This window comes from Gottfriedia sp. S16(2024) (genome assembly GCF_050473765.1).
GTDB lineage: Bacteria > Bacillota > Bacilli > Bacillales > Bacillaceae_G > Gottfriedia.
Genome location: NZ_JBFLUO010000001.1, coordinates 1,368,247 through 1,393,923, shown reverse-complemented (window position 1 = coordinate 1,393,923; position 25,677 = coordinate 1,368,247). Strand labels below are relative to the sequence as shown.

The following is a 25,677-nucleotide window of genomic DNA, read 5'->3' as shown; positions in this document are numbered from 1 at the left end:
GTTTTTATCTTCTTTTAGCCCCTGCTATTTCTTCAATCATTTCGATTACTTTCTTTTTCTTTTCATCAGGATTGCTATAAATTAAATCATGAGGAAAATATAACTTAGAATCGAATAACTTTTTACCAGTTATTCCATCTACTAGCTCTGATTTACGCGAGATTTCTTTCAAATCCCCGTTCGTTTGTAATAGTAGAATCGGCTTCTTTCCACCTTCTTCACCATACCTAAAGTAATCATAAGCCTCGTCTGAAATTGTATCGATAACTAAATAGTATTCTGGGTCTATATCTATTTCTAAAAATAACTCTTTTAGTTCAGCAAACTTTTCAGTATGCTTTTGCGTATCAAAGTCTACATATTGAAATAATTTTCTACTTAAGAACCGTTGACACAGATCACCTAAGATTTGGTCAGATTCCTCCTGCCATACTTGGAAATAATACAAAAGGACTGATTCATCTAATTTGATATATTCATCTAAGTCAACTTTCCCCTCAAACAATTGACCAAAATGAACTGGTACATAATTAAAATGGTAACCTGTTTCATGCAAATATTTAGCCCTTTGTAATATCTTTTGTAAAATAGCTTCTGCACTTCTAGACACAGGATGAAAGTATACTTGCCAGTACATCTGGAATCGACTAATTAAGTAGTGCTCAACAGCATGCATACCTGATTGTTTAATAACAACACCATCAGGTCGAGGACGCATAATTCTCAAAATACGTTCCATATCAAAATTACCGTAACTTACACCAGTGTAGTATGCATCTCTAAGAAGATAATCCATTCGATCTGCATCAATCTGGCTTGAAATCATGCTCGTAACTAACTTATTCGCCGATGTTTTCTCAATGACTTCCGACACTTTCTTAGGAAAGTCATCCCCTACTTTTTTTAGAACATCATTAATTTCTGTTGAACCCTCAATAATTTCTCTCGTTAATTCTTCATGATCTAAATTAAATATCTTTTCAAATGTATGCGAAAAAGGACCATGACCAACATCATGTAATAATCCAGCACAAAGAGCTAATAAGCGATCATCATCATTCCAATCAGGACGACCAGAAAAAACATCATCTACCATACGTCTTATAATTTCATAAACGCCAAGCGAATGAGTAAATCGACTATGCTCAGCTCCATGAAACGTCAGATATGTAGTACCAAGCTGTTTAATTCTGCGTAGTCTCTGAAATTCTTTTGTTCCGATTAAATCCCAAATAACTTGATCTCTTACGTGGATATAACGATGTACAGGATCTTTAAATACTTTTTCCTCATAAAGCTTTTGGAAACGATATGACATATGTTGGCCCCCTTTCAATATGTACACTAATTCTTTATATGCTAATTGATTTACTTTCTGAACAGGACTCTTCTATCTTTCTCTTTGTAGTCCGAAGCGTTAGCCCCTCGAGGTCATAAGCCAAATTCCAATGAAGGTAAAAACCAAAATTAAAATATGTATTTTATGATGTCTAGTTCCGAAAGCTAGCTCTTCGGTAATATTCCATCCATCTTCGAAGTGGAAAGATCGCCACTTCTTCAGCTGAATGGAGATATTCCCTTCAGAGCTGAACAAGCTTTCTCCACATTTCAAATTGTCTAGCTACAGGCGTTAGCCCCTCGAGGTCATAAGCCAAATTCCAATGAAGGTAAAAACCAACCTTCCTTGGATTTCGTCTTATGCTTGTCGGGGCTGACCAAACGCCTTCCGCATTTCTTTACTATTATATCAAAAAAACGCTCCTGAAGATGAAGGAACGTTTAATTCTTACCTAGTTTTGACTTTATCTTTACAAGTAGATCATCTTCGTTTGGTGCAGATAAAGGGCGGTTGTTTACGAAACAAAATGATTTTTTTCGTCCTGGTCCACAGTAAGATTGACAACCAATTTTAATCTCTGCTTCATCATCTATTCTTTTTAAGCGAGGGACTAATGTTTTAATATTTGTCGCCTGGCAGTCATCACATATTCTAAACTCATTTGACATTTTTTTACAATCCTTTCTGTTCTAAATTGAACATACTCAGCAGTAATTTTACTCGTTCCAAAAAGGACATGCAAGTTTTCCAATTAAATCACTCCAAATAGTATTCTACTATTTTCTATTTTTTGTATAGTTTTCTATTTTTTTGTCCAAACTTCTATTAATCAGCTACGAAAATAAACCAATTTAATTGAATAAAAGAAAGTTGAGGAGAATTTTCTATGATGAAATTAAGACAAGATGCTTGGACTGAAGAAAATGATTTACTTTTAGCAGAAACCGTTTTACGTCATGTACGAGAAGGTAGTACCCAATTAAATGCCTTTGAAGAAGTAGGCGATGTTTTAGAACGCACCTCGGCTGCATGTGGTTTTCGTTGGAATGCTGTAGTTCGCTATAATTATGAAAAAGCACTTCAATTAGCAAAGAAATTCCGTAAAGAAAAGCTTCGTCACGCTAAAGGTGAAGATGCTAAGAAAAAGTTATTATATACACCTTCTGAATCTAGTTATATACAAACAGATGTATCTAGTAATTTTGATCGTTATTTAAATGATGAACAAGACTTAGAATATGGTGTTGAACTCGATCAAGAATTTGGTTCTTTTGTGGAAACTGATAATGAAAATGACACAACTGTTGAAGTAACGCATAATGATGAACCAACAACTGAGATATTTTCAAGTATTCCTTCAGTTCAAAGTCAGTATCAATCACAGACTACGCCAGCTTCACCAGTGAATACTAGAAAAAGTTCAATTACAATGTTTGATGTCATCCAGTTCTTACAAGGTCTTTCAAGTAGTCAGATTGGTAGTGATCGTTTAGTCCGTGAAAATGATCAACTAAAAAGAGAGCTTATTCAATTGCAGGAACGAAATTCACAGTTACAGAGACAAGTAGAAAAGCTTGAAAAAGATGCTACTACTGTTCAAGAAGACTATGAAACAATGATGAAAATAATGAACCGTGCTAGAAAATTAGTACTATTTGAAGAGGAAGAGAAACCAGCAGCAACATCCTTTAGAATGGATAAGAACGGAAATTTAGAAAAAATTGCAGAATAACATTGTCGGTTATAATATAGAGGAACTAAATCTTGGTTTTGATTTAGTCCCTCTATTTTTATGTTCACTAATTTTGAAATTCCGACTACAATCTATTAATTTTCTAAAAATGATTTTTTAAAGAATGCTAGCTGTTTTTCAAGTGTAACTGGGTCACTAAACGAAGCGCCATTGCCAAGCATTTCGTATACACGATTATTTTTTACAGCTGGAATAGATTTATATGTATCTGTTTTCTGGAACGATAAATCTGCATCTGCGTATTTACTTAAAATAATGTAATCTCCTGCATATTGTGGCAGCACTTCTGTAGAAAGCGTGTAATAACCATCTTTTAAAGCCACTTCTTTTACTTTCTCAGGCATTTTTAATTTCATTGCTTGGTATAGTATTTCAGTTCCTCGGGCCCAATTATCACCGAATACATATAGCTGTTTATCATATGATTCAAATACTGATACAGTTGCATTTTCACCAATTTTAGCTCGAATTTCATCTCCTGCTTTTTCCGCGCGTTGTTTAAAGTCACCAACCCATTCTCTGGCTTCCTTCTCTTTGTTTAACAGTTTACCAATTTCGATATGCTGTGCTAAATAATCTAACTTACCCCACGTGTATGTAACCGTTGGAGCAATCTCTTTCAATTTATCTATGTTTTTAATAGTTGATAACCCAATAATTAAATCCGGTTTTAACTCAATTATTTTTTCAAGATTCTCATCTGATACTTCCGCTACATCCTTTAATTCTTTCGTAAAAGTTGGATTATTCTTTGACCAAACATCTACCCCAACAACATTTACTCCTAAAGAAATGACATTACCCGTAAAACCTGAAAGTAAGATAACGCGTTTTGGATGTGTTGGTACTTCAACGGGACCAGTTTCTGATTGATATGTAAATGTTTTAGATTGATCGTCCATATTTGAAGTGCTAGCCTTCTTATCTGACGAATTATGACTACATGCGCTCGTGATTAATACAAAAATAAGAATAAACGGTAATAATAACTTTTTCATTTAAATCTCCTTTTTTTATTATTATCAACCTTATACTTAATTGATAACGATTATCATTTTCATTACTTTATTTACTATATGTTTGATTTAAATTATTGTCAACCTATATTTACTATTCAGAATATGAAGTTTTTTTATTTAGTTTAAAATCATGCTAAAATAGGAAAACAAACGCAAAACGCAAGGGGCTTATTTAATGAATCAACATTTGAATCGGTTACAAACAGATGAAATACGTTTTATAGACGGCTCAACTTTAGGGCCATCCTTTGAGGCGATCCAATCTTTTGCATTAGATGACACATTATGTACAAAAATTGGGAAAATGGAGTCTCCAACAACAATTCGAACATGGGTACATCACAATACAATCGTTCTAGGAATTCAAGATACTAGACTGCCGAATCTAACAAATGGGGTTAAATTTCTTAATGACCATGGATACAAGGCAATCGTACGAAATTCAGGTGGGCTTGCTGTTGTTTTAGATGAAGGTGTTTTAAATATATCTATCCTCTTTCCAGAGGCTGAACATAAGCTGCAAATTAATGACGGCTATGAAACGATGTATGCACTAATTCAAGATATGTTTAAGGACTTAACAGATAAAATAGTTGCTAAAGAAATAGTCGGATCATATTGTCCAGGAGATTTTGATTTAAGTATTGATGACAAGAAGTTTGCGGGTATTTCTCAACGTCGGATCCGTAAAGGGGTTGCTGTTCAAATTTATTTATGTATTAACGAAAGTGGTTCAAAACGTGCTTCAGTTATTAAAGATTTTTATGAAATTGCGATTGATAACAAAGAAACTTCGTTTAAATATCCTACAATTATTCCTGATACAATGGCATCTCTTTCCGAACTACTATCATTAAATCTTACAGTGACGGATGTAATGACAAGACTACTTCAATCTTTAATTAAATTAACTCCAAAATTAACTCCTAACTCTTTACTTGATGATGAAATAGAATTATATAATTACCATTTGCAACGAATGATCGATCGTAATTCGGAAATAAGTTCTATGCAAGAAAGATAAGAGCAGAATAAGGATTTTATAAATTGAAAAAACCAAAAGGCTGAAAAATACCTTTTGGTTTTTTGGTTTTTTCTTATATACAGGTTTAATCAATAAACACAAAGTGTTCTAATAAAAAATGAGTGCTCATAAGTTCATTGACTTAAGAGCACTCTTTTTACTTAACACAAGCCCTAATTATAGAGCTTGAGCAGCTGTGATGATTGATAATTTATAAACGTCTTCACTGTTACAACCACGAGATAGGTCATTAACAGGCATATTTAAGCCTTGTAGGATTGGTCCGATTGCTTCAAAGTTACCTAAACGTTGAGCAATTTTGTAACCAATGTTACCTGCTTCTAAGCTTGGGAATACGAATGTGTTAGCATCACCTTGAATAACTGAATCAGGAGCTTTGCTTTTTGCAACAGATGGTACAAATGCTGCATCAAATTGGAACTCGCCATCTAAAGTTAATTCAGGAGCAAGCTCTTTTGCAATTTTAACTGCTTCTGCAACTTTTTCAGTTTCAGGCGATTTTGCAGATCCTTTTGTTGAAAAGCTTAACATTGCAATTTTAGGGTCAATGTCAAATAGTTTAGCTGTTTTTGCACTTTCAATTGCAATTTCAGCTAAGTCTTGGCTATTTGGGGCAATATTAATCGCGCAATCTGCGAATACGTATTTCTCATCTTCACGAACCATGATAAATACACCAGATGTTTTTGTAACGCCTGGTTTTGTTTTAATGATTTGAAGCGCTGGTCGTACTGTATCTGCAGTTGAATGTGTTGCACCACTAACTAATCCTTGAGCAATGTTTGCATATACTAACATCGTTCCAAAGTAGTTTGGATCTAATAATGCTTTACGAGCTTGCTCTTCAGTTGCTTTTCCTTTACGGCGTTCAACAAATGATGCAACTAATTGCTCCATTTCTCCATAAGTAGATGGGTCTAAAATTTCTACTCCTTGAAGTTCTAAACCTAAGCTACTTGCTTTTTCTTTCACGCTTTCAACATTACCTATTAAAATCGGTTTTAATACATCTTCTTTCGCTAGTCTGTCAGCTGCTGTTAAGATTCTCTCATCTGTACCTTCTGGTAAAACAATCGAAATACCTTTACCTGATACTTTTTGTTTAATGCTTTCAAATAGATTGCTCATAATAGCCTCCGAAATCTTTAAAATTATTTTATTTGTACATAATTAGAATAAAACCTTTTTAGTATAATGAAAAATATAATATATTTAATAAAGCGCTATCATTTAAAGTAAATTAATTCCTAATTTTCAAACTAAATTTGAATACTGTATAATTTTGTATGTTTTTACAAAATACTTTTATTTGTAGTATGCTATATAAATGAAAATCAATACGATAACGTTTGGGGGATTTAAAATGAGTGAAGCTGCAAAAACTTTAGATGGCTGGTATTGTTTACATGATTTTAGAAGTATGGATTGGCATGCTTTTAAACAATTAAGTAGTGATGAGCGTCAACTAGCGATTACAGAGTTCCAACAAGTTTTCTCAAAATGGAATCAAGTTGCTGATTCTGGTGAAGGTAGCCATGCTATTTACAATATTTTAGGTCAAAAAGCAGACATTATGTTTATGGTTTTACGACCTACAATGGATGAGTTATTACATATCGAAACAGAAATTAACAAAACTACATTATCTCAATTTTTGATTCCAACTTATTCATACGTTTCTGTTGTTGAATTAAGTAATTACTTAAGCGAAGAAGATGGCGATCCATATCAAAATCCGCATGTTCGCGCTAGACTTTACCCTGCTTTACCAAAATCTCAATACGTATGCTTCTATCCAATGGATAAAAAGCGTGAAGGTGAAGATAACTGGTACATGCTTCCTTCAGGTGCTCGTAAAGAAATGATGTACAGTCACGGAAAAATTGGTCGTGGTTACGCTGGTAAAGTTAAACAAATTATTACTGGTTCTGTTGGATTTGATGATTATGAATGGGGCGTTACTTTATTCTCTGAAGACGTACTACAATTCAAAAAATTAATCTATGAAATGCGCTTTGATGAAGTAAGTGCTCGTTATGGAGTATTTGGTTCATTCTTTGTTGGAACAATTCTAAAAGAAGATGGATTCTCGAAATATCTTTACGTATAATTGAATACTTTAGAGTATCCACTGAATACGATCAGTCATAGTATATAAATTAAAAGACTTCTCTTTTTTGAGAAGTTTTTTTTATTTTCCTATTGGAAAAGAAGTCATATGTTTCTTTCAATTTTAATATAGTTACAGTAGTGAACGAACTAATTAGTCCTCGCTTTCCGATCACCAATGGGATTCATGCAGAATATTTAATTCGGATGAGGAGGCTTTTTTATGGCTGTAATTCGTTTTACCGATGCTGAGGTTTCTTTGCTTGCAAGATTAATGCGTGCTGAAGCTGAAGGTGAAGGTCAACAAGGTATGTTAATGGTTGGAAATGTCTGTGTTAATAGGGTTTTATGTGATTGCTTAGATTTTAGAGACATTCGAAGTATATCAGATATGGTTTATCAAAATCCTGGTGGATTCGAAGCTGTTCAAAAATCTTACTTTTACCAACGTGCCAGGGATCAAGATATTGAACTATCTAGAAAAGTAATAGCAGGGCAACGTTTTTGGCCAGCCACTTATGGCCTATGGTTCTTCCGACCTGCAGGTTCATGCCCAGGAACTTGGTTTAACCAAAAACTAGCAGGAAGATTTAAATCACATTGCTTTTATCAACCAACTTCTCAAGATTGTCCTAAAGTTTACAGTGTTTAGTTTGATTTAACTAAGGGAGGTTTTTTCTTTGAGTAATCCTTACGAATATTATCCAAATCTTTATCGTGCGGCGCAACCTGCCCAAGGGCAAGGGCAAGGACAACAAACCGGACAGGGGCAAGGATATGCAGCCCCATCAGGCGGTATGATTACCCAACAAGGTCAAGTTACCGCCTCGGCTAGTATGTTTGAACAATCCTATGTAGAAAATATACTTAGAGCCAATCGTGGGAAAATTGCTACGGTTTATATGACGTTCACTGGTCACCAGCAACAAGTATTTGTCGGGTATATTATGGGAGCTGGACGTGACCATATTGTACTCAGAGATGTAAATACAACCAAAACATTCGTATTGTTGACAATTTACTTAGATTACGTCACATTTGACGAAGAAATAGCTTTACCTTATCAACTATAAAAAAAAGTGTTCAATATAGTGCAATAATTGCACTTTTATTGAACACTTTTTTTATTTCATTACTGAAATCCCTACTAAAATCCAAGCTACTAAAAATGCTAAACCACCTAATGGTGTAATTGCACCTAGTATCTTAATTCCAGATACACTTAATATGTACAGGCTTCCTGAGAATAAGACGATCCCTATAATAGATAACCATCCCGCCCACATTAATTGAGTCGTTGAACCAAATTTATCAATTAAAAATGCGATAATAAATAGTCCACCTGTTTGGAACATTTGATATTGAACAGCCTTTTGCCAAATTTGAAGCGATTTTTCGGAAATTTTCCCCTCTAGTCCATGTGCTCCAAATGCACCTAATGCGATTGATAAAAATGCAAAAATACTACCAAATAAGAAAAATAGTTTCACTTTTTCTCCCCCTTTATCTTAAAAATCTAATAATGATCCACTTTGTTCCGAGTCATCTAATTTAGGCATCACAGAAGGTCCGGACATAATAGGCTGACTTGGTATTGATTGAACGATACTACTAGTTATTATATTCTTTGGAACCTCTACACTGCCCTCGTCTTCAAGAAGCAACTCACATAAAGAACGAATACTGGCAATTCTTTCTCGTAACTGTCCAGGTTTTTGCGTACTTACTTTTGCCTTATGTAACTCATTTTCAATTTGCTGGATTACTTTTTCTACACTGATATTCAGATAAATCACCACCAAACTTTATTAACACAATCCAATAAACCCTATTATACTATGGCTTTTTTCTGAAAGCGAATACCAACCAAATTAAGCACTATTTTAATCGAACGGTGGTATACTAAAAAAGTTAATTTTTAGGAGGTAATGTAATTTGAACTATAAAATGATCGTTTTGGATATCGATGACACACTTTTAACGGATCAACATGTTATTTCGCAAAGAACGAAGGAAGCTTTACTCAAAGCTCAAGATATGGGTGTAAAAGTAGTGTTAGCTTCCGGTAGACCAACCTTTGCAATGCATAAGTTAGCTGAGGAACTATTACTACATGATTATGGTAGTTATGTTCTATCATTTAACGGGGGGATCATTACTGACTATCAAACAAAAAATAATGTTTATGAATGTAAGCTAACAAAAGAGCAAGCACATGAACTTTATGAGATTAGTAAGAAACATAATGTCTTCGTTCATACATATGTTGAAAATGATATTATTACAGAACAAGGGAATCAATATACTGATATTGAAGGCCAACTCACAGGCATGCAAATTAAAGAAGTAAGCAGCTTTACCAAGCATGTGCAAAATGACGTTGTGAAGTTGTTAATGTTAGAGGACCCAGAAAAACTAGCTCAAGTTGAAAAGATACTCCAAAAAGAGCTTGAAGGTAAAATTAGTGTCATGCGCTCGAAGCCGTTCTTTTTAGAACTAACAAACAGTGAGGTAGATAAAGGTAAAAGTCTAAATCACTTAATTCAAATTTTAGGAATACGACAAGACGAAGTAATCGCTGTAGGAGACGGATATAATGACCTACCGATGATTAAATTTGCGGGTCTAGGTGTTGCGATGGGAAATGCTCCTGAAGAAATTAAGCAACAAGCAGATTATGTCACTGCTACAAATAATGAAGATGGCGTGGCTAAAGTCGTTGAAAAGTTTATATTGAGTAATAAATAATAAACACAAAAAAAGGTTGTCTAAAAAGACAACCTTTTTTAAATCCCATTTATAGGCTACTCAACTGTCCAATCAATCGGTTCCAGTTGAAGTTCTACTAGTTTTTGGTTAATTTGTGAAAATGGTTTGCTACCAAAGAAACCTCTACTAGCTGACAATGGACTTGGATGATGTGATTTTAATATTACATGGTGGTTACTCGTAATCAATTCTTCTTTAGCTTGAGCATGTTTACCCCATAGTACAAAAATAATCGGACGTTCTTGCTTATTTAACTCGGATAAAATCGTATTCGTAAATAGTTCCCACCCTTTATTTTTATGGGAATTTGCTTCCCCTTCACGAACAGTTAAAACAGTATTTAATAATAATATCCCCTGTTTTGCCCAATTATTTAAATATCCGCTCGTAGGTATTTCTAACCCTAAATCACTATTTAATTCTTTATAAATATTTCTTAAAGAGGGCGGTATTTTCACTCCCGGTAATACAGAAAAACTTAACCCATGCGCTTGACCTGGCTGATGATAAGGATCTTGTCCAATTATCACTACTTTACAATCTTCATATGAACACTCGTTTAATGCCTGAAATAAATGCTCTTTGGCAGGGTATATTGTTTGTTCTTTGTATTCTTTTTCAAGAAATTGCAATAAATCTTTAAAATACGTTTTTTCAAACTCTGGTTTTAATTTTTCTCTCCAATTTGATGATAAGTTAAACAATGAAATACCACCTTTCCTGACGAAATTTCCCGAGAAATAGATATGAATTGTTGTTTTTTGTCGTTGTTCGCGTTTATTAATAGATTACTTGAATTAATAAAATTGCTATGATGATTTGAAAACCTACGATGCTTAATGCATAAAGTGAAAGTGACTTCCCTTGTTTAATGATCATTTTTAGATTTACATTTAAACCAATTGCAGCGAGTGCAATAATTTCAAATAAGTGACTAGTCTTATTCGAAATATTCGCAGCCCAACTTGGTATCACTCCTAAACTATAAAAAACACAAAGGATGACAAATCCAATTACATACCAAGGAAATTGAATTTTTACTTTTTCAATAGAATCCTCCGCTAAGTGTCTTCTTTTTATAGAAGATAAGCTAAAAACTACAAAAACTAAAAAAACTACTCGAATCAGTTTAAATAAAGTGGCATAATTCTTTACTTCATCATTCACTAAACTACCACTAGCAACTACTTGTCCCACTGATTGTAATGTACTTCCGATTAGTGCAGAGGTCGGCAATGTTTCTGAGTGATATAATACAGATGCTATTAAAGGCAAAATAAACATTAAGACTGTTCCCATCATATTTACAAGTGTCACAGCCAGTCCCTTTTCTTCTTGAGTGGCTTGTATAGCTGGGGCTGTTGCGCCAATTGCTGATGAACCACAAACTGCATTTCCACTTGCCATTAAATAGCTAAAATTCAAACCAAAACCTAGTTTTTCGCCTAACCAAATCGTAAAAATGATGACTAAACACATTTGTATCACGATTAACAAAATTCCTTTTAATCCTAATAAGCCAATCATTTGAATACTGATCGTTGCACCTAGTAAAAATATTGAGATCTCTAATAATTTACTTTCTGCAAACTTTCTACCGCCTTCAAAATAAGGCTTTAAGTGTATTGTATTACCGACAATCAATCCGATTAATATTGAAAATGTAGCTGCTCCAACCGGCAATATATAAGAAAGTGTTTCACTAATAAGTGCAATAAAAAGGCAAAGAACTATCCCTGGAATAGCTTTATAAAAATTCCCCATATTATTCTCCAAGCTTTCATTAAAATATTATTCTATCTTTAAATATTATGTAATGAAAAAAGAAATTCGACAAGATTCTTGTCGAATTTCCAAATTTATCATATCGTAAAATTTAATCTTCATCATAGCTTGAAGACTCAACAATATATTGGGGTCTTCTCTTTGTTTCGTAATAGATCTTACCTAAATATTCACCTAATACCCCAATCATCAAGATTTGAACTCCGCCAAATAACATAATGAAATTGGAAATCGTATATAAACCAGGAATTCTAATCCCAACAAAAATTACTTTAAAGCTCATCATAATAAAAATTACAAGACTTATTCCAATTAATAGTAATCCGACTTTCGTTAACAACCTCAAAGGTCTAGTATTGAAACACAATATATACTCAATGGATTTTTTTAGCGAATCTAGTCTTCTTACTTCTGACTCTTTGTTAATGATTCTTGATGTTATTTCATACTCAATCGTTTTTATTTTGTAACCAATCCAGTTAAAAATACCTTTTGAATAGCGATTTGATTCTGGCATACTTACAATAGCATTCACTACTTTTCTGCTTAATAAACGAAAGTCTGATTCATTTTGCAAAATATCAGGGTCCACAAATTTTTTAATGACCTTCTCAAAAATGCCTTTTTTCGCTTTTTTTAGAACTGAATTCTCTATTTTTTTTGAAGCCACTACATGGTTATGACCTTTTTTGTATTCATCCATCATCTCTAAAATAACATTCGGTGGATGTACGAAGTTTCCATCCATTAGGATGACAACATCGCCTTTTGCATGTTCAAGTCCAGCACAAATTGCTCCCTCTCTTCCGAAGCGGCGGGTAAACGAGATATATTTCAAATGACTGCTATGATTTGCAACAACTTGAAGTGCTAATAATGTATCATCTTCACTTCCGTCGTTTATATAAATAATTTCATAATCTTCTTTTAGTAACTTTATTGTATTTGATAAATCAACGTGAAATCTCTCAAAATTTTCTCCATTGTTATAACAATATACAACAACTGATAATTTCATACAAAACACCTACTTCTCCTAAAAGCTTTGAAGATATAACTTTTATCTATGTTATAGCACTTGGCAAAACAGTTCAATGATTTTTATATGAATTTATTTTTTCAAAAGACTAATGGATGAGTCTACTCTTCTTAGAAAGATCTACAATTTTACTTGCTCTTTTATTAATAGGTGCTTTAAGAACAACCCCCACTATAATTGCAATGATGACAAAAAGAATTAGTATTGGAAGGTCCTTATAAATCGTATCCCATACGATTCCACCAGTCGCCTCTCTTAACAAGCTTAATGCATAGGTAAAAGGCAGAAATGGATTTATTTTTTGAAAAAATGGTGGAGTTACTTGGATCGGATAAACTCCTCCTGCTCCTGATATTTGGAGAACCAAAAAGATAATACCGATACCTTTCCCAATATTTCCGAAAACCGAAACAAGCGTATAAACAATAAACGTAAATACAATGCTAATCAATAGTGCAAATAAGATAAAATAACCCCTACTTGCTGCATAAGTACCTAAGATCAGAAAGTTACCAGTAGTCACTACTAATGTCTGTAATATCCCAATAGTAATAAAGGTCAATAATCTTCCAAAATAAACTTCTCTACTCTTATATGGCTTTTCTTCATGAACTTCAGTAGTTAATAACGATACCATTAATAAAGCTCCTACCCATAACGACAATGTTGTATAAAATGGAGTCAAACCTGTACCATAATTCGGTATTGGAAACATTCGATCCTTTTTTATTAGGATTGGGCTAGAATAAAAGTCACTTACCTTTTCTATATCTGTTCGAAGAAAATTAATTAAATCCTCGATGTTTCCTTTTTCTTTCGCCTTTCTAATCTCATTAGCTATTTTTTTTATTTTCGTCTCAATCATTGGTAACTCATTTACTAATTGCTGTATATCACCCTTTTTCGTTGCTAATAAATTTGATGTATCCTGAAGTACACCTTTTATTGTTGGTATACTCGTTTTTGCATCAGCCAAAACAGTCTGGGTATTTTTTATTGATTCATTCACTAATCTTGAAGCTTCACTTATTTTTGGCGCTAAATCTTGATCAAAATTTCCGTTTAAACTGTTTATCTTGTTATTTATACTTGCCGCGTTCTCATTCATTTTTTGAAGTAAATCAGTCGGTAGGTCGTTTCCGCTTTGTATTGCATTTTTTAATTGAGCATTCTCATTTTGAATCGTCATTAAAACTGCTTCTAGACCTTTTAATACACTAACATCTTTACTAAAATCCGCTTTATTGCCTAAGCTATTAAACGATTGCAGAACTTGATTTAAAGAAGTAACCATATTTCTAGAATTCGGTAGTACTTTTCCGATTTCATTCGATAGCCTCATCGATTCGTCTTGACTAATTGTTTGATCCTGCAATTGTGATAATGTACTTTGTATAACAGCAGACTGGTTCTGGAGTAGGTTAAGTGTCTCTTTAATAAATGGAGTTGAATCTTGTATTGATTGGTTAATTTGATTAAAAAAGCCACTTAAACTAGCTGTTAATTTTTCACCATTCGCTACAATATTATTAATCAATTCCATGTCTTTTTTTGTAGTTTGAATAACGCTTTGTACTTTTTTATAGTCATTTAATGCTGTATTCACAGTTGTCTTTATTTCGGGTAAATCTTTTTCAAGTTTAAAAACCATTTGCTCAAATTTCTTTATTTCAGGTAAATTTGCTTGTAAATCAATTCCTATTTTATTAAACTCCTGCAATACTTCCTTACTTACGGTCTTTTCAAATTTCTTTGTAATCTCACTCGCAATACCCGTTGCACCTTTTTCAGTATATTTCGGCGCAACTATATTTAGCTTTTCATTCACTTGATAAATTAGTTCGGGTTTTTGAGGCTGATCTGTTAAAACCGTGCTAATTTTATTTGAAAAATCATTCGGTATTAAAATACTAGCGTAATATTTTCCTTGTTTAACCCCTTCATTTGCAACTTTCTTACTTGTAAATCTCCAGCCTAAAGAGGGATTTTGTTTTAAAGAATGTATTACTTCGTTTCCGATATTAATTTTATTGTTTAAGACAGTAGCACCACGATCCTCATTTACAATAGCGATCTTTAAGCCCTTTGTATTTCCATACGGATCCCAAGAGGACTTTATATTAAACCATGCATACATTGAGGGCATGATAATTAAACCAATGATAATCATCAATGCAGCCCAATTTGTTACAACCCGCTTTACATCACGAAAATAGATTTCAATTATTGAACTCACCTGTAACTCACCTAATCTTAATTTTTTAAGTAGTATGCAATAAATAATGCATAACTATTCTTAAAGTAGTATGGATGAATCTTGATAAAGAAAAGTAAAAAAAAAGACTTTCACTAAAATTAGCGAAAGTCTTTTTTAACGAAAGTCTTTGAATTACTTTGTTTTATCTACATTATTCATTATCTAATTTTTCGCTCTTACTCCCATCTAAAAGTACGTGCAGCAATGAAGAAGCTTACGACCATCCAGACACATAACCAGCCGAAATCTGGAAGTAAATCTCCAAATGATGCTCCGACGTTCATAATATCGCGCATCGCAGTTGATAAGTGTGTGATTGGAATTGTCTTTATAATCGGCTGTAAATATTCGGGCATATTATTTACAGGGAAAAATACTCCACCTAAAAACATTAGTGGGAACGAGATGAAACCTGCAATTGGTCCAGCACTTTCTGGACTTTTCGCTAAACTTGCTATAATAAATCCAATGCTCATAAATGTTAATGTACCTAATACAACAAATAACACTACTAATAGAAATGATCCTCGAATACTTACGTCAAATCCAAAATAGCCAATTAGAATGGTTAAGATTGCTTGTAAGCTATTCAATATTAGCCTTGCTGTAATTTGCGCGGCAATAAACGTTGAGGCTCTTAATGTAGTGCCTTGCATTCGTCTTAGAACTCCTCGTTCTCTCCAAGACGCAATTTGGCCTGCGACACCATTCATATTGTTATTCATGATTTGCATTGCAATAATTCCAGGTACTAAAAAGTCTAAATATGAAAGAGTAATGCCAGCTACCCCTTTAAAGTCTGTTACGATTTTAGGTGTATACCCTGCCATTTGTTTACTAGCGGCATCAACATATGCTGTAATTGTTGCAATTCCACCTTGAAGCTGGGCTGCATTACTTTCATTATAAAGTACTTTTATTTGTGCAGGAGCGGATTTTTGTTTAGATGTCACTTGATCTTGAAATCCTTTGTTAATGACGATTACAAAATCGGTTTTACCATCAGATAATAATTTCCTAGACTTTAATTCATTTGTTTTTTGATGAATTTTAAGCGATTTTTGTTTATCTAAAACAGTTGTAATTTGTTTACTTACTTGAGTGTTGTCATAATCAATTAAGTTTACGGAATAACTAGTTGTATTCCCATCATTAAACATTAATCCAAAAATAATCATAAAGAAAAACGGAAATAATAATGTCCAGATTAGTGCTTGACGATTACGTACATAAATCCGGAGTTGGGCTAAAGTCAATTGATAATAAGCCTTCATTCTTCACGTAACCCCCTTCCAGTCATATGTAAAAATACGTCCTCAAGAGTGGCAGTTCTAGTCGATAAATCCGAAATCGTCATATCTTGATCTTTTGTATACTCAAGTAAAGCCATTAATGAAGCTTGTAAATTTCGAGTATACAATGTTACGAAATCATGATTGATCACGACATTCATTACACTGTCTAAATGTGCGAACTTTTCTTCTTGCTCTGGTAGTTTTGTCTTAAATTCAACCGCACTCTCTGCAGAAATTGAACTAACCAGATTGTTTGGTGTATCTAGCGCAATTAATTTGCCTTTATCCATGATACCAATGCGATCAGCTAGTACATGTGCCTCATCCATATAGTGAGTTGATAAAACGACTGTTTTACCGCGTTCTTTTAGTTTTAAAATGATATCCCACAATGTTCTACGAGCTTGTGGATCAAGTCCTGTAGTTGGCTCATCTAAAAATATGATTTGAGGATCATGAATTAATGCTAATGCAATTGCTAATCGCTGCTTTTGTCCACCTGATAATCCTTTTACTAGACTATTTTGCTTTTCAGATAAAAGCATTTCATCAATCAACGGTTGAATCGGGATATGACTTGGATAAAAACTTGCATACATTTCAATGATTTCCTTTACTTTTAACAGTTCAAATAAGGATGTTGATTGGAGTTGTATTCCAATCTCTTGTTTGATTTTATATGAGTCTTTACCGATCACATGGCCTGCAATAGTAGCCGTACCTTCATCTGGTTTTCTTAATCCTACAAGCATTTCCATTGTCGTAGATTTACCAGCTCCATTTGGACCAAGTAATCCAAAAACTTCACCCTTTTCAACTTCAAAACTAATTCCATTTACAGCGTAAAAATCTCCATATCTCTTTTTAAGATTTTCAACTTTAATAATTGAGCCCATAGTTTTTCCTTCACCTCGACTAATCAAATGATTATTTAAAGAGTGCACTATCTTTTTTAATTCAGCCTGCTAAGTATATAATGCAAAACATATTTTATTTGTCGAAAGAACTGATTATTAATAATTTTTAATAAAAATTTACATTTTTTACCAACACGTATTATCTAGCGCTATACTTAATCTCCAAACTTATTTGCAGCCTTTTATGAAATATTTATTTACATTTTATAACTTGATTGTAATGTCCATGTTGTCACTTTGTAATACTCATCCGTTACAATATGTTGTACATTATTAAAAAAAATTGGCTTTAATCTGAAGTTTTTTTGCTTTAAGTAAGCCATAAAAACAAGGTGATAAAATGAAAATAGAACGTGAAAAATGGTTGGATGTTGCCAAAATGATCGGCATCTTTTTGGTTGTTTATGGTCATTCTACAGAAGGTCCGAATTCTATTACATTTATTTACTGGTTCCATATGCCCCTGTTTTTTATAATTAGTGGCTATTTATTTAAACCGGTCAATTCGATTAATGAACTTAAATTTTTTATAAAAAAACTAACATTTAGATTGCTTGTACCTTACTGTACGTATTTAGTTTTATTTAGTTTATATAACATCGCCATAGAGGTAATAAACGGAACCATTAACCAATTAAATTTATCAAAAGAAGTCCTTTCTTTGTTAATTGGTGGTAGATTTATTACTGGAGTCCATGGCGTATTTTGGTATGTGACATGTTTATTTATTACTCAAATATTATTTGCGTTAATCTGCTTATACTTTAAAAAGAATAGTACCCGTCTATTCATCGTTATTGCATGCTATTTGCTTGCACATTTTGAAACAATTAAATTAATTCCACAAGTTGGTAAAAATACCTTTAATCAAATTACGATTCCTTGGAATATGGATGTTGCTCTACTGGCTATTTTCTTTTTAGGGTTAGGATTCTTTACAAAAAAATTGTTAGCGTCCATTTCTAACTTCATTGGAATATCCTGTATTACGCTAAGCATCGGTTATATGACCCTATATGAATTGAATAAATTAGACTACCATTTAAGTCTTAAATATTTAAGATATAACCACCTATTTTTAGATGCATTAATTCCAATAACAATGACGATTGCCTTACTTTATTTATGTCAAAAGCTTGCAAAACTACAATTTATTCAGCCTTGCACAATATTTGGTAAAGAATCATTAACGATTATGTACATCCACATTTTTGCAAATGCTGTTTTTTCACAGTTTTTCGATTATGGACCGCTATTGTACACAATGATTGGCTTAGTCGTACCTATGGTTGCGAAGAAATTTATTATTGAAACACAACCTACTATAAAACCGTTGTTCATTGGTTTAAATGTAAAACGTAAACAACACTTAAAAGTAAGAACTGCATAAAAAAAATAGCCCTAGGGCTATTTTTTTTATTTTAATGTAGCTACAGCTGCATCTGAACCTCTTTGGATTGAGCCAGTTGCTGTAACTTTAATATTTTCTAGCGCATCTCCATTTGTAAAAATAACTGGAGTAATTGTGCTTTTGGCATTTTCTTTTATGTAGTCAATATTGAATGTTAATAAATGGTCTCCAGCATTAACACTTTGTCCTTCTGTAATATGAGCATCGAAACCTTCACCATTTAGTTTTACTGTTTCTAGGCCAACGTGAATTAAAATTTCAACACCCTCTTTTGAACGAATTCCAATAGCGTGTTTAGTGTGGAATACTTGTACGATTTCTCCATCAAAAGGAGCTACGACAACGCCTTCCGTAGGTGTAATAGCAAATCCATCACCCATCATTTTTTCTGCAAATACAGGATCTGGTACTTCAGATAGTGGATGTATCTCACCAGTTAATGGCGCTTTAATGACAACTTCCTTAACTGCTTCCGTAGATACAGGGGCAGATCCTTGTTGCTGTTCATTTTCCTCTAAACCGAACATTTTTTTTAATTTGTTAAACATAATACTCACCTTTTCTTTAAATTAGATTCCAGTCTTATCATTATCTTTTCATAGAAAATAATACTAATTATCCTAACAGAAAAAATACTTTTATGCTAAAGAAAAGATGAACTTTTATTGAATTATTAACCAAACTGTAGCATATCTACAATAAATGACATGAAAAATCCTCACATGAATCATTTATTAGCTAGTAGCTAGTTCTAAAAATTGGCAATACATATGATAAAATAATGATGCATTACTATTTGTCCATCCAATTAATAGATAGGAGCGATTAGATGACTGAAATGGTTCCATTAGTTTTCTCACTTCAAAACAAAAAGATAGTGATCATCGGAGGAGGAAAAATCGCTTTTCGAAAAGCAAAAGCGTTTATAAAAAGTGGTGCTTCAATTACGATTATAAGCCCAAAACTATGTGATGAATTTAAACAGTTACCTACAATAAAATGGATAAATAAGTATTTTGAAAAAGCTGACCTAACTGAAGCACATATTGTTATTGCAGCTACAGATGATAAAAATCTAAATAAATTCGTCAAAGATTGCACATCAGATTTCCAATGGTTTAATGATGTAAGTGATCAAAATAACAGTGATTTCCATACACCGGCTGTGGTTCGTAGAGGAGACCTTATTGTATCAGTCTCAACTTCTGGTAAAAGTCCAGTCCTATCAAAAAAGATAAAAAAGGAACTAGACACTTATTTTGACGATCATTATAGTGAAGTCGTAAATGAATATGCAATTGAACGAAAAAAACCAGTCATAGAGTAAATGAAGTGCACCCCAAATGTTAGACACGACTAACATTTGGAGGTGCATTTTTTATGACTAAATTTACTACTGAACATAAATTAGCGGTAGTTATGCGTTATTTAGAAGGTAAGGAAAGTTTTCGTTCTATTGGTAAGTTATTTGGAACGTCCCATGCTGAAGTGAGAAACTGGGTAGCTCAATATAAGGAAAATGGGATTAATGGATTGCTTAAAAAGTCATATACAAGTTATTCGGTACAGTTTAAACTAAACGTATTAAAGTATATGAATGACCACGGGACGTCACCTAATGAAGCAGCTGCAATTTTCAGTATTCCTTCCCCTAGAACGATTCGAAAATGGAGGACTCAATTTGAAACACAAGGACAAGACGCCCTAGAATCAAAGAAAAAGGGGCGACTTTCCATGAAAAAAGAAACAAAGAAAACTACACCTGTTGTAGCATCAATTGAAGAACTTCAAGCTGAGATAGAACGTTTACGCATGGAAAATGCATATCTAAAAAAGTTGAATGCCTTAGTTCAAAACAAGGAAAAATCACGAAACAAGACAAAGTAAAAGTTGTCTATGAATTAAGGCATGAGTTTTCGTTAAAAGAACTTCTACTGCTAGCCAGTATTCCGCGTAGTACGTTTTATTATTGGATGAAAAATCTAGAACGTCCTGATCCAGACGCAGAGTTAAAAGTGCTGATAAAAGAAATTTATGAGGAACACGAATTTCGTTATGGCTATCGTAAAATTCGAGACGAGCTTACGAATCGTGGTTATAAAGTAAATCATAAAAAAGTTCAACGACTTATGAAAGAACTAGGGATAAAATCACTTGTGAAGGTAAAGAAATATCGCTCTTACAAAGGTGAAGTAGGTAAGATTGCACCCAATATTTTAAATCGAAATTTTCAAGCTGAAAAACCAAATGAGAAATGGGTTACAGATATAACTGAATTTAAATTATTTGGAGAAAAGCTATACTTTTCACCTATGTTGGACTTATATAATGGAGAAATAATTGCTTATACAATTGGTTCACGTCCAACTTATTCACTTGTATCAAATATGTTAGAACAATCTCTTGAACATTTAACAGATTCTGATACACTACTAATTCATTCAGACCAAGGGTGGCACTATCAAATGAAAAAATATCGTAGTGCTCTTATTAAACGTGGAATCACTCAGAGTATGTCACGAAAAGGAAACTGTTACGATAACGCAGTAATTGAAAGTTTCTTTAGTATCATGAAATCTGAACTACTCTATCTTAAAGAATTTAACAGTGTCGAACACTTTAAACAAGAACTAGCTAAATATATAGATTACTACAATAACAAACGAATTAAGGCAAAATTAAAAGGCATGAGCCCAGTAAAATACCGAGTTCATGCCCAACAGGCTGCCTAATTGAAGTAACCAGTCTAACTTTATGGGGTCACTACAAAACTCACATGACTGGTTCTAGTGCAGTGTCCCTGCCTTTATTGTTTTTTCAGCTTTGCTAAGGCTTCTGCAAATGGGTTGTTAAATGGTTCATCATCTTGTTTATCCTGTTGCTTTAAATATTTTTGAACGTCTCGTTTTGATACTTTACTATTTTTTTCTTTCGAACGTCGATCTTTAAAAGTAGAAAGTTTTTCTCTATGCCCACAAGCACATACAAAAATTTGACCTTCTCCTTCGCCTCTTAGTTCTAAACGTTTGTGGCAATTAGGACATCTCGCGTTAGTTGACTGTGAAATTGTTTTACGATGACCACATTCCCTGTCCTGGCACACTAACATTTTTCCACGTTTACCGTTTACTTCTAACATAAGCTTTCCGCAGTCAGGACATTTAGTACTTGTCATGTTATCATGCTTAAATTTTTGTTCAGTTTGTTTTATTTCTTTCACTGCATCTGAAGAAAAACTAATCATTTCACTCATAAATTTAGATTTAGCTAATTTACCTTTGGAGATAGCTTGAAGCTTCTGCTCCCACTCGGCTGTTAGAGCTGGTGACTTCAATGCTTCTGGAACAAGATTTAATAATTGTTTGCCTTTATTTGTGATGAAAATATCTTTTCCCTTTTTTTCAATTAAAAAGCTACTGTAAAGTTTTTCAATAATATCCGCTCTTGTTGCAACTGTTCCCAATCCGCCTGTTTCACCAATCGTCTTTTTTAAATCATTACTATTACCAGACATAAAATGAACTGGATTTTCCATTGCACTTAAAAGTGTGGCTTCATTGAAGTATGCTGGTGGTTTCGTATACCCTTTTGTTTCAATTACTTTAGCGACTTCAAGACGCTCATTTTCATTAATAATTGGTAATCGTTGATCTTCTGTACTGTCAAGATCGTCTTCGTCTTTAAAGACTTCTTTCCATCCCAGTGATATAACCCTTTTACCTTTGGCAACAAATACTTCGTTATCAACTTCTGCAATAACCTTTTCCTGTTCATATACGTACGGAGGTAGTAAGACTGCTAAAAATCTTCTTACGATTAGTTCATATATTTTAAATTCTTTTGAAGAAAGTTCACTCAATATAGGCGCCTGCTCTGTTGGTATAATCGCATGGTGATCTGAAACCTTGTTATCATCTACAAATGACTTATTAACTTTAATCGGTTGATTCGTTAACTTCATAATGATTTTCCCATAAGGTTTTATGTTACATGCTGATAAACGTTCCTTTAATGTATCAACTAAATCCGATGATAAATATCTTGAATCAGTTCGTGGATATGTGACAACTTTATGGTGTTCATATAACTTTTGCATGATGGATAAGGTTTCTTTAGGTGAAAAGTTAAATCTTTTATTCGCTTCTCTTTGAAGCTCAGTTAAATCGTAAAGCTGTGGAGCAAAAGATTTTTTTTCGGCTGTCGAAACTTCCTTAATCTTTAGTTGTTTCCCTTTTATAGTTCCAATAATTTTTTGTAATTCATCGGACGTTTTAATTTTCTGGTCATTCGACTTACGATTTTGCCACGTAAAAGTTACATTATTTGCTAATACTTGTAACCCGTAAAAAGTTTGTTGCTTAAATTCTTTTATTTCCTTTTCGCGCTCTAATATCATCGAAAGTGTCGGAGTTTGAACCCTACCACATGAAAGTTGAGCATTATGCTTACAAGTAAGTGCTCTTGTTGCATTTATCCCCACAATCCAATCTGCCTCAGCTCTTGCTACAGCAGAAAGATATAGATTTTCATATTCCTTACCACTACGTAAATTTTCAAAGCCTTTTTTTACTGCCTGATCTGTTGCAGAAGAAATCCACAACCTTTTAATTGGTTTATTAACCTTCGCCAATTGAAGAATCCACCTTGCAACAAGCTCACCTTCTCGCCCTGCATCCGTTGCGATCACGATATCTGAAACATCTTTTCTTAATAATTGAGTTTTTACAGCTTGAAATTGCTTGCCTGTCTTTTTAATAACAACAAGCTTTAATTTATCTGGAATCATTGGTAAATCTTCTAAATTCCATGACTTATACTTATTATCATATCCCTCTGGATCAGCCAAAGTCACAAGATGCCCTAGTGCCCAGGTCACAATATACTTTTTACCTTCTAAAAAACCATTACCCTTTTGATTGCACCCTAGCACTTTAGCTATATCTCTAGCAACTGAAGGCTTTTCCGCTAATACTACAGTTTTACTCATATAATACTCCTTAGTTTATTTACAAATTTCTTATTAACTAACTTTAACACTTAAGACAGGGGAAAGGGAAGTGAACGGAATACAATAGGGAAAACCTAAATTACAGGATTAAAGAAAGAGGGTAAATTATGACAATATAAGATTTAAAAAATACATTTATTCTACAAAAATATCCGTTTTTTCTTTTATTCTACCTAATTTTACTATATTTTCCTCTCTTCCTGTTTTTTCAACAAATGTTCTTTTTTTGCTGAAAATTGACGTTTTATTTTATTAGAAAAACAAAGGAATTCACTCTATATATGGCAAATTTAGTAATTAAATTCCATATATAAGGAGAGAGACAATGATAAATAAGATTGTATCTGTACTTTTGGGGGTATTTTTATTCCTTTTACCCACTGCTAATGCAACTTCTTTTTCTCAAGGTTTTAGTGATGGTGAGTTATCGAAATATATAGATAATCTAAATTTAAACACTACTGAAGCCACTTTTGGACAATCGATTGAAGTTGGTTTAACAACTAAAGAACATTTCGACAATGTATCTTTAACATTTAAAAATGGAACTAATTTGACAGAAGTTTTACTAAAAAATCCATCGTCATCAGATCTTTACTATTCTGGAAAAATAGGAGTTGCAGCTTCTTTTATAAAAGGTACTTATCAACTTAGTTCAATTACGCTAGGTGATCAAACTCTACCTGTTTCAGACCAGAATGTTAAATTTATAATTAAAGATTTACCAACCCCAAAAATCAATCCAATTACTAATAAATCTACTTCAGTATCAGGAGCATTTTTAGAAAAAAGCAGTGTCCAAATTCTCATCAACAATAAGCTGGTAAGCACTGTACAAACAGATGCAAAAGGCAATTTTCTATTCAATACTAAACCTCTAAAAGAATTTACTAAAATAAATGCAGTTGGTGTTTCAATTGGATTAAAAAGTAAAATTGCTACATCATATGTTTCAGATGTAATCGCACCTTCTATCACTTCAATACCTTCAATTTCAGATCAATCTCAAAGTATATCAGGTAAGTCGGAGCCGAATGCTGATGTTCTCATTTACTTAAACAAGAAAGTATTAGCAAAAGGTAAAGTTAACACGGCAGGTAAGTTTACTATTAAAATTGCGAAGCAAAAGGCAAACACAGTTCTTCAAGTTGTTGCAGTTGATAAGAGTAAAAATCAAAGTAAACCTGTTTCAATTCGTGTATTAGATCGTACTGCACCTGCAGCACCTACAATCCAAACAGTTAAAGAAAATGCTACTGTCATTAGTGGAAAAACAGAACCAAATGCTTCCGTTAAACTGTATTTAAACGGTAAATATACTGCTAAAACGGCTGCATTAAACAATGGTAGTTATACTTTTAAGGTCAGTAAATTAAAAGTATTTACGCCTATAAAAGTACAATCAATTGACGCTGCTGGAAATCAAAGTAAGCCTTCATTTACTGAGGCAAAGAGCTCCAAACCCCTTTCGAATGGACAGCTAATTATTATTAATACAAATACAAATAAACTTTCATATTATAACAAGGGAAAACTAGTTAAAACATTTAGTGTAGCAACAGGAAAAGCTTCGAGTCCTACACCTACTGGAAAGTTTAAAATCGTAAATAAAATTAAAAATAGACCTTGGTATAAAGAAAATATTCCTGGAGGAGCTCCAAATAATCCACTAGGTAAAAGATGGATGGGCTTAAGTGTCGGTAGCGCATACGGAATACACGGAAATGCTAATGAGAGCTCAATCGGAAAATCAGTTAGTCACGGTTGTATCCGAATGCATAACAGTGAGATCGAATGGTTATTCGATCAAATAAATGTTGGAGCAACAGTTATTATTGCAAAATCCTCTAATACAAATGGGCAAATTGCTCACGCATATGGTATTTCTATCGCATAAAAGCAAACCATTTATGGTTTGCTTTTTTTATAGT

The 25,677-nt window shown here is 33.2% G+C and carries 24 protein-coding genes; 10 read left to right on the top strand and 14 right to left on the bottom strand.

The window, feature by feature from the left end; translation table 11 throughout:
• Positions 1–4 precede the first annotated feature (4 nt).
• Positions 5–1,318, bottom strand: a complete 1,314-nt coding sequence (locus AB1282_RS06585) for an HD domain-containing protein (RefSeq protein ID WP_056469180.1) — start codon at positions 1,316–1,318, stop codon at positions 5–7.
• A 461-nt stretch (positions 1,319–1,779) separates the two neighbouring features.
• Positions 1,780–2,007, bottom strand: coding sequence for a DUF1450 domain-containing protein (locus AB1282_RS06580; RefSeq protein ID WP_025671004.1), 228 nt, complete (start codon positions 2,005–2,007; stop codon positions 1,780–1,782).
• 221 nt (positions 2,008–2,228) lie between these two features.
• Here AB1282_RS06580 and AB1282_RS06575 point away from each other — a divergent pair, with 221 nt between their 5' ends.
• Positions 2,229–3,071, top strand: coding sequence for an RsfA family transcriptional regulator (locus AB1282_RS06575; protein ID WP_056469938.1), 843 nt, complete (start codon positions 2,229–2,231; stop codon positions 3,069–3,071).
• A gap of 95 nt (positions 3,072–3,166) precedes the next feature.
• Here the strand turns inward: AB1282_RS06575 and AB1282_RS06570 are convergent, their stop codons facing one another.
• Entirely contained in the window at positions 3,167–4,090 is a 924-nt protein-coding gene (locus AB1282_RS06570; RefSeq protein WP_429898741.1) for an iron-hydroxamate ABC transporter substrate-binding protein, read from the bottom strand.
• Between the two features lie 196 nt (positions 4,091–4,286).
• Between AB1282_RS06570 and AB1282_RS06565 the strand changes: the two genes are divergently transcribed.
• Positions 4,287–5,135: a lipoate--protein ligase family protein gene (locus AB1282_RS06565; protein WP_056469174.1), complete on the top strand. Its 849-nt coding sequence runs from the start codon at positions 4,287–4,289 to the stop codon at positions 5,133–5,135.
• A 177-nt stretch (positions 5,136–5,312) separates the two neighbouring features.
• Here the strand turns inward: AB1282_RS06565 and pta are convergent, their stop codons facing one another.
• Positions 5,313–6,284 (bottom strand): phosphate acetyltransferase, encoded by a 972-nt coding sequence (gene pta / locus AB1282_RS06560; RefSeq protein ID WP_429898740.1) that lies wholly within the window; start codon positions 6,282–6,284, stop codon positions 5,313–5,315.
• A 235-nt stretch (positions 6,285–6,519) separates the two neighbouring features.
• Here pta and hemQ point away from each other — a divergent pair, with 235 nt between their 5' ends.
• From hemQ to gerQ, 3 genes are all read left to right on the top strand, one after another.
• A complete protein-coding gene (gene hemQ / locus AB1282_RS06555) occupies positions 6,520–7,266 on the top strand; it encodes a hydrogen peroxide-dependent heme synthase (RefSeq protein ID WP_056469164.1) in 747 nt (248 codons plus the stop codon).
• A gap of 222 nt (positions 7,267–7,488) precedes the next feature.
• Positions 7,489–7,917 carry a cell wall hydrolase gene (locus tag AB1282_RS06550; protein ID WP_056469162.1) on the top strand — a complete coding sequence of 143 codons (429 nt, stop codon included), beginning with the start codon at positions 7,489–7,491 and terminating at the stop codon, positions 7,915–7,917.
• A gap of 28 nt (positions 7,918–7,945) precedes the next feature.
• A complete protein-coding gene (gene gerQ / locus AB1282_RS06545) occupies positions 7,946–8,338 on the top strand; it encodes a spore coat protein GerQ (RefSeq protein WP_390310782.1) in 393 nt (130 codons plus the stop codon).
• 51 nt (positions 8,339–8,389) lie between these two features.
• Here the strand turns inward: gerQ and AB1282_RS06540 are convergent, their stop codons facing one another.
• Positions 8,390–8,755, bottom strand: coding sequence for a DUF423 domain-containing protein (locus AB1282_RS06540; protein ID WP_056469157.1), 366 nt, complete (start codon positions 8,753–8,755; stop codon positions 8,390–8,392).
• An 18-nt stretch (positions 8,756–8,773) separates the two neighbouring features.
• The gene (locus tag AB1282_RS06535; RefSeq protein WP_156339640.1) at positions 8,774–9,061 is read right to left on the bottom strand and encodes a YwdI family protein; all 288 of its coding nucleotides are present in this window, start codon (positions 9,059–9,061) and stop codon (positions 8,774–8,776) included.
• 139 nt (positions 9,062–9,200) lie between these two features.
• On the opposite strand from AB1282_RS06535, the gene AB1282_RS06530 reads away from it, so the two are divergent.
• Positions 9,201–10,013, top strand: a complete 813-nt coding sequence (locus AB1282_RS06530) for a Cof-type HAD-IIB family hydrolase (protein ID WP_056469152.1) — start codon at positions 9,201–9,203, stop codon at positions 10,011–10,013.
• Positions 10,014–10,069: 56 nt separating this feature from the next.
• Here the strand turns inward: AB1282_RS06530 and AB1282_RS06525 are convergent, their stop codons facing one another.
• From AB1282_RS06525 to AB1282_RS06500, 6 genes are all read right to left on the bottom strand, one after another.
• Positions 10,070–10,738 (bottom strand): uracil-DNA glycosylase, encoded by a 669-nt coding sequence (locus AB1282_RS06525; protein ID WP_390310777.1) that lies wholly within the window; start codon positions 10,736–10,738, stop codon positions 10,070–10,072.
• A 76-nt stretch (positions 10,739–10,814) separates the two neighbouring features.
• Entirely contained in the window at positions 10,815–11,798 is a 984-nt protein-coding gene (locus AB1282_RS06520) for a YeiH family protein (protein ID WP_429898739.1), read from the bottom strand.
• Positions 11,799–11,910: 112 nt separating this feature from the next.
• The gene (locus AB1282_RS06515) at positions 11,911–12,837 is read right to left on the bottom strand and encodes a glycosyltransferase family 2 protein (protein ID WP_429898738.1); all 927 of its coding nucleotides are present in this window, start codon (positions 12,835–12,837) and stop codon (positions 11,911–11,913) included.
• 109 nt (positions 12,838–12,946) lie between these two features.
• The gene (locus AB1282_RS06510; RefSeq protein WP_429898737.1) at positions 12,947–15,094 is read right to left on the bottom strand and encodes a YhgE/Pip family protein; all 2,148 of its coding nucleotides are present in this window, start codon (positions 15,092–15,094) and stop codon (positions 12,947–12,949) included.
• A 197-nt stretch (positions 15,095–15,291) separates the two neighbouring features.
• A complete protein-coding gene (locus AB1282_RS06505) occupies positions 15,292–16,389 on the bottom strand; it encodes an ABC transporter permease (RefSeq protein ID WP_056469138.1) in 1,098 nt (365 codons plus the stop codon).
• Positions 16,386–17,306 (bottom strand): ABC transporter ATP-binding protein, encoded by a 921-nt coding sequence (locus tag AB1282_RS06500; protein ID WP_056469135.1) that lies wholly within the window; start codon positions 17,304–17,306, stop codon positions 16,386–16,388. The genes AB1282_RS06505 and AB1282_RS06500 overlap by 4 nt, the downstream gene beginning before the upstream one ends.
• Before the next feature lie 361 nt (positions 17,307–17,667).
• Here AB1282_RS06500 and AB1282_RS06495 point away from each other — a divergent pair, with 361 nt between their 5' ends.
• Positions 17,668–18,717 (top strand): acyltransferase family protein, encoded by a 1,050-nt coding sequence (locus AB1282_RS06495; protein WP_429898736.1) that lies wholly within the window; start codon positions 17,668–17,670, stop codon positions 18,715–18,717.
• 26 nt (positions 18,718–18,743) lie between these two features.
• Here AB1282_RS06495 and AB1282_RS06490 read toward each other — a convergent pair whose 3' ends face one another.
• Positions 18,744–19,286 carry a PTS sugar transporter subunit IIA gene (locus AB1282_RS06490; protein ID WP_390310767.1) on the bottom strand — a complete coding sequence of 181 codons (543 nt, stop codon included), beginning with the start codon at positions 19,284–19,286 and terminating at the stop codon, positions 18,744–18,746.
• 281 nt (positions 19,287–19,567) lie between these two features.
• On the opposite strand from AB1282_RS06490, the gene AB1282_RS06485 reads away from it, so the two are divergent.
• Positions 19,568–20,065 carry a precorrin-2 dehydrogenase/sirohydrochlorin ferrochelatase family protein gene (locus tag AB1282_RS06485; RefSeq protein WP_082459418.1) on the top strand — a complete coding sequence of 166 codons (498 nt, stop codon included), beginning with the start codon at positions 19,568–19,570 and terminating at the stop codon, positions 20,063–20,065.
• Positions 20,066–20,118: 53 nt separating this feature from the next.
• Positions 20,119–21,470 (top strand): IS3 family transposase gene (locus AB1282_RS06480; RefSeq protein WP_429898735.1). Its coding sequence is split into 2 segments (ribosomal slippage): positions 20,119–20,566 and positions 20,566–21,470, totalling 1,353 coding nucleotides; the frame shifts between segments, so codons are not numbered across the junction.
• A gap of 74 nt (positions 21,471–21,544) precedes the next feature.
• Here the strand turns inward: AB1282_RS06480 and AB1282_RS06475 are convergent.
• The gene (locus AB1282_RS06475) at positions 21,545–23,725 is read right to left on the bottom strand and encodes a DNA topoisomerase III (protein ID WP_429898734.1); all 2,181 of its coding nucleotides are present in this window, start codon (positions 23,723–23,725) and stop codon (positions 21,545–21,547) included.
• Positions 23,726–24,071: 346 nt separating this feature from the next.
• Between AB1282_RS06475 and AB1282_RS06470 the strand changes: the two genes are divergently transcribed.
• A complete protein-coding gene (locus AB1282_RS06470) occupies positions 24,072–25,643 on the top strand; it encodes a L,D-transpeptidase (RefSeq protein ID WP_082459417.1) in 1,572 nt (523 codons plus the stop codon).
• Positions 25,644–25,677 lie beyond the last annotated feature (34 nt).

Excerpts from the sequence above, each read along its gene's own strand:
- AB1282_RS06565 (WP_056469174.1), top strand. The coding sequence starts at position 4,287 with ATGAATCAACATTTGAATCGGTTACAAACAGATGAAATACGTTTTATA.
- AB1282_RS06580 (WP_025671004.1), bottom strand. The coding sequence starts at position 2,007 with ATGTCAAATGAGTTTAGAATATGTGATGACTGCCAGGCGACAAATATT.
- AB1282_RS06550 (WP_056469162.1), top strand. The coding sequence starts at position 7,489 with ATGGCTGTAATTCGTTTTACCGATGCTGAGGTTTCTTTGCTTGCAAGA.
- AB1282_RS06505 (WP_056469138.1), bottom strand. The coding sequence starts at position 16,389 with ATGAAGGCTTATTATCAATTGACTTTAGCCCAACTCCGGATTTATGTA.
- pta (WP_429898740.1), bottom strand. The coding sequence starts at position 6,284 with ATGAGCAATCTATTTGAAAGCATTAAACAAAAAGTATCAGGTAAAGGT.
- hemQ (WP_056469164.1), top strand. The coding sequence starts at position 6,520 with ATGAGTGAAGCTGCAAAAACTTTAGATGGCTGGTATTGTTTACATGAT.
- AB1282_RS06575 (WP_056469938.1), top strand. The coding sequence starts at position 2,229 with ATGAAATTAAGACAAGATGCTTGGACTGAAGAAAATGATTTACTTTTA.
- AB1282_RS06520 (WP_429898739.1), bottom strand. The coding sequence starts at position 11,798 with ATGGGGAATTTTTATAAAGCTATTCCAGGGATAGTTCTTTGCCTTTTT.
- AB1282_RS06475 (WP_429898734.1), bottom strand. The coding sequence starts at position 23,725 with ATGAGTAAAACTGTAGTATTAGCGGAAAAGCCTTCAGTTGCTAGAGAT.
- AB1282_RS06485 (WP_082459418.1), top strand. The coding sequence starts at position 19,568 with ATGACTGAAATGGTTCCATTAGTTTTCTCACTTCAAAACAAAAAGATA.
- AB1282_RS06495 (WP_429898736.1), top strand. The coding sequence starts at position 17,668 with ATGAAAATAGAACGTGAAAAATGGTTGGATGTTGCCAAAATGATCGGC.
- AB1282_RS06490 (WP_390310767.1), bottom strand. The coding sequence starts at position 19,286 with ATGTTTAACAAATTAAAAAAAATGTTCGGTTTAGAGGAAAATGAACAG.
- AB1282_RS06500 (WP_056469135.1), bottom strand. The coding sequence starts at position 17,306 with ATGGGCTCAATTATTAAAGTTGAAAATCTTAAAAAGAGATATGGAGAT.
- AB1282_RS06515 (WP_429898738.1), bottom strand. The coding sequence starts at position 12,837 with ATGAAATTATCAGTTGTTGTATATTGTTATAACAATGGAGAAAATTTT.
- AB1282_RS06570 (WP_429898741.1), bottom strand. The coding sequence starts at position 4,090 with ATGAAAAAGTTATTATTACCGTTTATTCTTATTTTTGTATTAATCACG.
- AB1282_RS06470 (WP_082459417.1), top strand. The coding sequence starts at position 24,072 with ATGATAAATAAGATTGTATCTGTACTTTTGGGGGTATTTTTATTCCTT.
- AB1282_RS06585 (WP_056469180.1), bottom strand. The coding sequence starts at position 1,318 with ATGTCATATCGTTTCCAAAAGCTTTATGAGGAAAAAGTATTTAAAGAT.